Annotated in this window: 6 protein-coding genes; 4 read left to right on the top strand and 2 right to left on the bottom strand. The window is 73.3% G+C overall.

The features are described from left to right. Positions 1-40: 40 nt before the first annotated feature. The 3 genes from EAO77_RS36370 (at position 41) to EAO77_RS36360 (ending at position 3,808) form a co-directional block, all read left to right on the top strand. Entirely contained in the window at positions 41-649 is a 609-nt protein-coding gene (locus tag EAO77_RS36370; RefSeq protein WP_147992569.1) for a dTDP-4-dehydrorhamnose 3,5-epimerase family protein, read from the top strand. Beyond that, positions 642-1,604, top strand: a complete 963-nt coding sequence (locus EAO77_RS36365) for an NAD-dependent epimerase/dehydratase family protein (protein ID WP_147992568.1) — start codon at positions 642-644, stop codon at positions 1,602-1,604. The genes EAO77_RS36370 and EAO77_RS36365 overlap by 8 nt, the downstream gene beginning before the upstream one ends. A gap of 224 nt (positions 1,605-1,828) precedes the next feature. Next, on the top strand, positions 1,829-3,808 hold the full coding sequence (locus EAO77_RS36360; RefSeq protein ID WP_147992567.1) for a BTAD domain-containing putative transcriptional regulator: 1,980 nt from the start codon (positions 1,829-1,831) through the stop codon (positions 3,806-3,808). Between the two features lie 261 nt (positions 3,809-4,069). On the opposite strand, the gene rfbA is transcribed toward EAO77_RS36360, so the two are convergent. Further along, the gene (rfbA, locus tag EAO77_RS36355; RefSeq protein ID WP_147992566.1) at positions 4,070-4,984 is read right to left on the bottom strand and encodes a glucose-1-phosphate thymidylyltransferase RfbA; all 915 of its coding nucleotides are present in this window, start codon (positions 4,982-4,984) and stop codon (positions 4,070-4,072) included. 146 nt (positions 4,985-5,130) lie between these two features. Here rfbA and EAO77_RS36350 point away from each other — a divergent pair, with 146 nt between their 5' ends. Next, complete coding sequence (locus EAO77_RS36350) at positions 5,131-6,240, top strand: DegT/DnrJ/EryC1/StrS family aminotransferase (RefSeq protein ID WP_147992565.1); 1,110 nt, start codon at positions 5,131-5,133, stop codon at positions 6,238-6,240. 114 nt (positions 6,241-6,354) lie between these two features. On the opposite strand, the gene EAO77_RS36345 is transcribed toward EAO77_RS36350, so the two are convergent. After that, entirely contained in the window at positions 6,355-7,800 is a 1,446-nt protein-coding gene (locus tag EAO77_RS36345) for an NDP-hexose 2,3-dehydratase family protein (RefSeq protein ID WP_147992564.1), read from the bottom strand. Between the last annotated feature and the right edge of the window lie 217 nt (positions 7,801-8,017).

Here is an 8,017-nt window from a genome sequence, read left to right as displayed (position 1 = left end):
GCCCATCCCCCATCCCCCGCTCAACGGAAGCGAGTCAGCCATGCCCGCCGAGTTCCGCCCGCTCAATGTGGAAGGCGCCTTCGCCTTCACGCCCAAGGTGTTCCCCGACGAGCGGGGCCTGTTCGTGTCGCCCTACCAGGAGGAGGCGTTCGAGGAGGCGGTCGGGCACCGGCTGTTCCACGTCGCCCAGACCAACCACAGCCTCTCCAGCCGCGGCGTGGTGCGCGGCGTGCACTACACGACCACCCCGCCCGGGGTGGCCAAGTACGTCTACTGCCCCCGGGGCCGGGCGCTGGACATCATCGTCGACATCCGGGTGGGTTCCCCGACCTTCGGGCAGTGGGACGCCGTGGAGCTGGACCCGGCGTCGTTCAGGACCATGTACTTCCCGGTCGGCGTGGGGCACGCGTTCGTCGCCCTGGAGGACGACACCGTGATGTCCTACATGATCTCCGGCACCTACGTGGCCGAGCACGAGCTGGCGCTGTCGCCGCTCGACCCGGCACTCGGCCTGCCGATCCCGGACGACATCACCCCGCTGCTCTCCGAGCGCGACGGTGCCGCCCTCACCCTGGAGCAGGCCCGCGAGCAGGGGCTGCTGCCCGACTACGCCGAGAGCCGGCGGATCGAGGCCACGCTGCATGGCTGAGCTGCCCGCCTCCCCCGGGTGCCTCGCCGTGGTCGGCGCCACCGGCAGCGTCGGCGGCGCGGTGTGCCGGGCCGCGCAGGCGGCCGGGCGCGAGGTGCTCGGCATCGCCCGGACGCCCTCGGCCGGCGCGGCGGACGTGCCGCTGCTCGCCCTCGACGCGGCGACCGTGCGGCCGGGCGTGCTGGCCGAGGTGTTCCGCTCCCGCAACGTCACGGCCGTCGTCAACGCGGCCGGCGGCTGGGGCACGACCGCGGAGGAGATGGTGTCCGCGCATGTGCGCATCCCGGAGCGGATCGTGGCCGCCGCCGCGCTCCGCACGGCCGCCGGCGCCCCGCCGCTGCGCGTCGTGCACGTGGGATCCGTCCACGAGTACGGGCCGGTCGCCGAGGGGGCGTGGATCGACGAGTCGCTGACGCCCGATCCGCGGACCCCGTACGCCGCGACCAAGCTCGCCGGCTCCGAGGCGGTCCTGCGCGGCGACCGCGAGGGCAGTGTCCGGGGCCTGGTGCTGCGGGCCGTGAACGTCTGCGGCCCGGGCACCTCGCGTGCCAGCTTCCTCGGCACGGTCGCCGACCGGCTGCGCGCGACCGCCCCCGGGGAGCGGCTGGACCTGCGCATCGCGCCGGCCCGGCGCGACTACGTCGACGTCCGCGACCTCGCGCGGGCGGTGCTGCTCGCCGTGGACTCCCCGGTGTCGGGGCGCGCCGTCAACATCGGCCGCGGCGAGGCGGTCGCCGTCGGCGAACTGGTCGCCCTGCTCGCCGAGGCCAGCGGACTGCCGGACGGCACCGTCCGGGCGAGCGGCGGAACGGTCACCAGCAAGGGCGGGGACTGGACCCTCGCGGACATCTCGCTCGCCCAGGCCCTGCTGGGCTGGAGCCCGTCGATCGGGCTGCGGGCGTCGATGGCGGACATGTGGGAGAGCACCCGCCCCGCGGAGGCGATGGCCGAGTAGGCGTCCCTTCCCCTCCAGCTCGTCCGGCCCGGTGCCGCGTCGTCGACGCGGCACCGGGCCGCGGCGCGTCCACGACGACCGCTGCGGCGCCTCGCGGGGCAGGCGGGACGTCCGCAACACGCCTTAGGGGTGGGGCATTTCCTAGGGGTTGTCTGTGGGGGGTCGCTAAGTAAGCTCGGTTTTCGTCGGCGGATTGTCGCGCAGAACAAGGAAGTGGGGCCGCTGTGGAATTTCGCGTACTGGGCCCGCTGGAAGTCGTCGCGGACGGCCGCCGAATTGAGGTGACGGCACCCAGGCTTCAGCAGGTGCTGTCCCTTCTTGTGCTGCGCAGGAACACTTTCGTCAATGTCTCCGAATTGGTCGACGAACTCTGGCCCGACAATCCTCCGGTCAGCGCCGTGTCCACCGTGCAGACCTATGTCTACAAGATCCGCAAGCTGCTCGACCGGTACGGCGCGGGGCACATGCTGGAGGGCCGCCCGGGCGGCTACCAGCTGGGTGTCCCCGACGCGGCCGTCGACCTGCCCGCCTTCGAGGACGCGCTGGGCGAGGGGCGGGCCGTCCTGGAACAGGACGACGCCGCCGCGGCCTCCTCAATCCTCGCCCGCGGTCTCGCCCTGTGGCGGGGGGCGGCCCTGGCCGGTGTCGTCGCGGGCGAGCTGCTGTCCGCCTACGTCACCAGGATCGAGGAGGCCCGCTTCCTCGCCCTGGAACTGCGCATCGAGGCCGATCTGCGGCTCGGCCGGCATCTGGAGCTGCTGAGCGAGCTGAAGTCCCTCGTCGTGGCCCATCCGCTGCACGAACGCTTCCACGCCTGCCTGATGCTGACGCTGCATCATGCGGGGCGGCGCGGGGAGGCGCTCGGCGTCTACGCGGCACTGCGCCGCAGCATGTCCGACGAACTCGGCCTCGAACCGGGTGAGGACGTGCAGCGGCTGCACCAGGAGCTGCTGTCCACCGCGGTGTCGCTGGGACCGGTGGTCGGCTACCGGCCCGCCGAGCCCGCCGTGCGGCCGCCGGTGCCCGGCCCCGCGCGGGAGAACGGCGGACTCAGCGGCCGGCCCGCCCAGCTCCCGCACGACACACCGGACTTCACCGGGCGGTCCGCCGAACGCCGGCGCATCGCCGAGCTGCTCACGGCTCCCGTGGACAGCGATCACACCGCCACCCGGATGGCCGTCCTCACCGGACTGCCCGGCGCAGGCACCAGCGCGCTGGCCGTGCACGCAGCCCACCGCGTGCGGGCCGCCTTCCCCGACGGCCAGCTCTACGCCGAACTCGACGGCTCCGGCGCCCCGCAGGAGCCCGGCGACGTGCTCGCCGGGCTGCTGCGCTCGCTCGGGGTTCCCTCGGACCTGATTCCCGACGGCGTCGAGGAGCGCGGCAACCTCTTCCGGTCCGCGACGGCCGGCCGGCGCATCCTGCTCGTCCTCGACGACGCCGCGTCCGCGGAACAGGTACGGCCGCTGCTGCCCGGGGACCCGAGCTGCGCCGTGCTGATCACCAGCGGGCGCCGGCTGCACGGGCTGACGGGCGTGCCTCACCTGACCGTGGAGCCCCTGCGGCCGAGCGAGGGGCTCGCGTTCCTGGAGCGCACCCTGGGCACCGAGCGGGTGGCCGGCGAACCGGCCGCCGCGGCCCGCCTCGTGGAGCTGACCGGCGGGCTGCCGCTGGCGCTGCGCTGCGTCGCGGGGCGGCTGGCGACCCAGCCGGCCGTGCCGCTGCGGGCGGCCGCCGTCCGGCTGGCGGGCGCCGCGGACCTGATCGCGGAGTTCCGTTTCGGCGCCCTCGATGTGCGGTCGCGCTACGACGCGGGGTACCGGGGTCTCGGCCACGTCGAGCAGGGGGTCATCCGCCTGCTGGGGCGGCTGCCCCGGTCCGGGTTCAGCGCGGGCGCGGCGGCCGAGGTGCTGGGCGTGGAGGCGCGCACCGTGGAGCGCGCGCTGGAGACGCTCTTCGACCACCATCTGCTGCGTCTGCACAGTTGTGGCCCCGCCGGGGAGAGCCGGTACGCCTTCGCGGACGTCGTGCGGCGCTACGCCCACGCGCGTCCGGTGTTCCCGCGCCCCCGCCGCTCCGGCGGGGACAGACCGCCGCTGTCCGCACTGCCCACCGGCGATCTCGTGCCGGCGCGCGAGGGGGAGCCGGTGGCACACGGCGCGTCAGCGTACTTCGGCCGCCGCTCCGCACCCGACGCGGTCTGACCCGCCCCGCGCGCGCCGCAGGGCACCGGGGGCCGCCGCACGCGGGCGTCCCGCCCGGGCCGGCGTCACCCGGCCGCATCGCCCGGCCGCGCCCCGCGCGAAGGACCCGGGGAACACACCGACGCCCGCCCCCACCGCATCGCCCGGCCGCGCCCCSCGCGAAGGACCCGGGGACGCCGTGGGCCGCACCGCCCGCGGCGTCCCCGGGCACACGGGCCGCCGGCCGCCCAGGGCGGCCGGCGGTCGGTCCCGGGCCGCCCGTCACCAGTCCGTGACGGCAGCGCTCCCGGCGTTCCCGCCCTGGGGGGCGAACTCCTCGGCCACCTCCATCACATAGCGCCCGTACTCGGAGCCGGACATCCGCTCGCCGAGCCGGTGGCACTCCTGCGCGCCGATGAAGCCCATGCGCAGGGCGACCTCCTCGACGCAGGCGATGCGCACGCCCTGCCGCTCCTCCAGCATGCGCACGTACTGCCCCGCCTCCAGCAGCGACGCCGGGGTCCCGGTGTCCAGCCACGCGAAGCCGCGGCCGAGGTCCACCAGCCGGGCCCGGTCGCGCTCCAGGTAGTGACGGTTGACGTCGGTGATCTCCAGTTCCCCGCGCGGGGACGGCGAGAGGTTCTTGGCGATGTCCACCACCTCGTTGTCGTAGAAGTACAGGCCCGTGACGGCCCGGTTGGAGCGGGGCCGGGCGGGCTTCTCCTCCAGGGAGACCAGCCGGCCCCGCGCGTCGGTCTCGCCGATGCCGTACCGCTCCGGGTCGTTGACGGGGTAGCCGAAGAGCACGCACCCCTCGACGTCCTGGGCGTTGCCGTGCAGGACGTCGGAGAAGCCGGGGCCGTGGAAGATGTTGTCGCCCAGGATCAGGGCGACGGAGTCGTCGCCGACGTGCGAGGCCCCCACCCGGAACGCGTCGGCGATACCGCGCGGCGCGTCCTGCTCCGCGTAGCCGATGCTCAGTCCGAGCTCGGAGCCGTCGCCGAGGAGGCGTTCGAACTGCGGCAGGTCGTGGGGTGTGGAGATCAGCAGGATGTCCCTGATCCCCGCGAGCATCAGTGTGGACAGCGGGTAGTAGAGCATCGGCTTGTCGCCCACGGCCAGAAGCTGTTTCGACACGGCGAGCGTGGCCGGGTGGAGTCGTGTGCCGGTCCCGCCGGCCAGGATTATGCCCTTCATGCGCCGCAGCCTCCCCGAGGCCGCTGGACGCTCGGTCGCACCGCCTTCGAGTGAGCTGCGACGGCCCCGGGCGATCCTTTCTCCCGCACGCCCTGTGTCGCGGCTGCCTCCGTGAAGAAGCCGCACGAAACCTACGGGAGTTACCTGTGACCATGCACGTGTGGAGTTATCTGGAGGAGTACCGCACGGAGCGGGAGGACATCCTCGACGCCGTGGAGACGGTCTTCGAATCGGGCCAGCTGGTTCTCGGGAAGAGCGTCCGCGGCTTCGAGGAGGAGTTCGCCGCCTACCACGGCCTCCGTCACGCCGTGGGCGTGGACAACGGCACCAACGCCATCAAGCTCGGCCTCCAGGCGCTCGGCGTCGGCCCCGGCGACGAGGTGATCACGGTCTCCAACACGGCCGCGCCGACGGTGCTCGCCATCGACGGGGCCGGCGCGAAGCCGGTCTTCGTGGACGTGCGCCGTGAGGACTACCTGATGGACCTCACCCAGGTCGAGGCGGCCATCACCGAGCGGACCCGGTGTCTGCTGCCGGTGCACCTGTACGGGCAGGCCGTGGACATGGCGCCGCTCAGGGAGATCGCCGACCGCCACGGGCTGAAGATCCTGGAGGACTGCGCACAGGCCCACGGCGCACGGCACCACGGCAGCCTCACCGGCACCATGGGCGACGCGGCGGCCTTCTCGTTCTACCCCACGAAGGTGCTCGGCGCCTACGGCGACGGCGGCGCGACCGTCACGAACGACGACGAGGTCGACGAGAACCTGCGCCGGCTGCGCTACTACGGCATGGAGAAGGTCTACTACGTCACCCAGACCCCGGGGCACAACAGCCGCCTGGACGAGGTGCAGGCCGAGATCCTGCGGCGCAAGCTGAAGCGTCTCGACCAGTACGTGGCCGGGCGCCAGGCGGTCGCCGCGCGGTACGCCGAGGGCCTGGGCGACACCGAGCTGGTCCTGCCGGAGCTCGCCGCCGGGAACACCCACGTGTACTACGTGTACGTGGTCCGGCACCCGCGCCGTGACGCGATCATCGAGGCGCTCAAGGAGTACGGCATCTCGCTGAACATCAGCTACCCGTGGCCCGTGCACACCATGACGGGCTTCGAGCACCTCGGCTACGGCAAGGGATCCCTGCCGGTCACCGAGGAACTGGCCGGTGAGATCTTCTCGCTGCCGATGTACCCGGCGCTGGAGGCCGAGGCGCAGGAGAAGGTCATCTCCGCGGTGCGTGAGGTCCTCGCGTCGGTGTGACCCGAACCCGGCGGCCCGCACACGACCCTGCGGGCCGCACGGCGGCGTGGAGCAGCGGCCCGGACGCCCCCCGTGGGCCGTCCGGGCCGCTGCCGTGCGTGCGGCGTGCCCGGTTCAGACGGTGACCAGGCAGCCGGTCAGGCATGCCGTCAGGCTGCGTGCCTGCACGTTCACATAGGAGCTGTGGCGCAGCAGGGCGGTGAGCTGCCCCAGGGAGACCCAGCGGAAGTCCGGGTCGTCCGCGGGGACGTCCACGTCCGACTCGACGATCAGGTAGCGGTTGAGCGCGTGGTGGAAGCGCCCGCCCTCCTCCGACAGCAGCGTGTCGTAGCGGATGCGTCCGGGCGCGGCCCGCAGCACCTCGTCCAGGAAGGCGGGCGGCTCGGCGGCGATCAGGCCGTAGTTCTCCGGTGTGCACTGCACCGTGGGGCCGAGTTCGGTCACGTCCACGAATCCGGGTTCGGTGCGCTGGCGCACCAGGGCGTGCAGCACACCGTCGAACTCCCGTACCAGGAAGGCGATGACGCCGATGCCGTGGGGGCGGATCATCGGCTGCGTCCAACGGCGCACCTCCCTGCCGACGGCGGTCACCTCGACGCCGATGACGTCGAAGAAGCCGCCGCTCTCGTGTGCGATCAGGCCCTCCGCGCGACGCCAGCCGCGCACCCGGTCGAGGGGGACGCGCCGGGTGGTCAGCTGGGTCCTGCTGCGCGCGTCGGTGATCCAGCTCAGCGTGGCCGCCGTGTCCGGGCCGTCCCCGGTGCCGTGGGCCAGGGAACGGGCCACGGACGCGCGGAAGTCCGCCGCGTGCGCCGATCGTCCGGTGCCCGCGTAGTCGTCCTCGGCGCCGGCACCGGAGGCGGGCAGGCACGACAGCACCGTGCGGGTGTCCATGTTGACCATGTCCTCCTCGGCGAGGAGGCGGTAGAGCTGACCGAGCGTCAGCCAGCAGAACCCGTCGAGCTCCTCGACGTCGCCGGTGACCTCCACGATCATGTTGCGGTTGCGCTTGCGGTAGAACCACGAGCCCTGTTCGGACTGGCGGACGTCGGCCAGGACCCGGTGCGGGGCGGTGTCCTGGAAGTACGTCAGGTACGGGACGGCGCTGCCGCCGTGCACCCGGGTGAAGTTGCTGCGGGTGGCCTGCACGGTGGGCGATATCTGCACGCCGTTGGCATTCCCCGGCTCGGCCTTCGCCTGCATCAGGCAGTGCAGCACTCCGTCGAACTCCTTGACCAGGATGCCGAGGATGCCGGTCTCGGGCTGGTCGATGATGGGCTGCTGCCAGTTCGGCACGAGCCCGTCCGGGCTGTGGACGTCCAGGCCCTGCACGGAGAAGAACTTGCCCGACTCGTGGCGGATGTCGCCGGTGCCGGCGTCCTGCACCCAGCCTCTCAGGCGGTCCAGGGGGATGCGCTCGGCACGGGCGCTGGTGCCGACGCCGCGCCACCAGTCGTGGAACTGACCGAGGTCGGTGAACCGGCTCCCGGTGGCGCTCAGCGACGCGGCGATCCGTTCGGTCATCCGCGGGACGTCCAGGGCGATGGCCTGACCCGGCATCGGTCTCTCCTCGTGTCGGTGGCGCGCCGCCGGCAGCGGCGCCGGGCCAGCGTGGCGCGCGGCGATGGCAGCGCGGACGCGGCGGATCGGGGCCGGTTCGAGCGGTCGTGGACGGTTCTGCGACCGCTCTGCGAGGGATGCGCGACCGGGCACGGCGGGCCGCTGGGGGTGCCCTTGTGCCGGGTGGGCTAGGGGGAGGTAAGGGTAGGTCCGGGCC

This window comes from Streptomyces sp. T39, from assembly GCF_008042045.1.
Taxonomy (GTDB): domain Bacteria; phylum Actinomycetota; class Actinomycetes; order Streptomycetales; family Streptomycetaceae; genus Streptomyces.
Note: the sequence above shows the minus strand (reverse complement) of the source record. Positions and strands in the feature narration are given on the sequence as shown.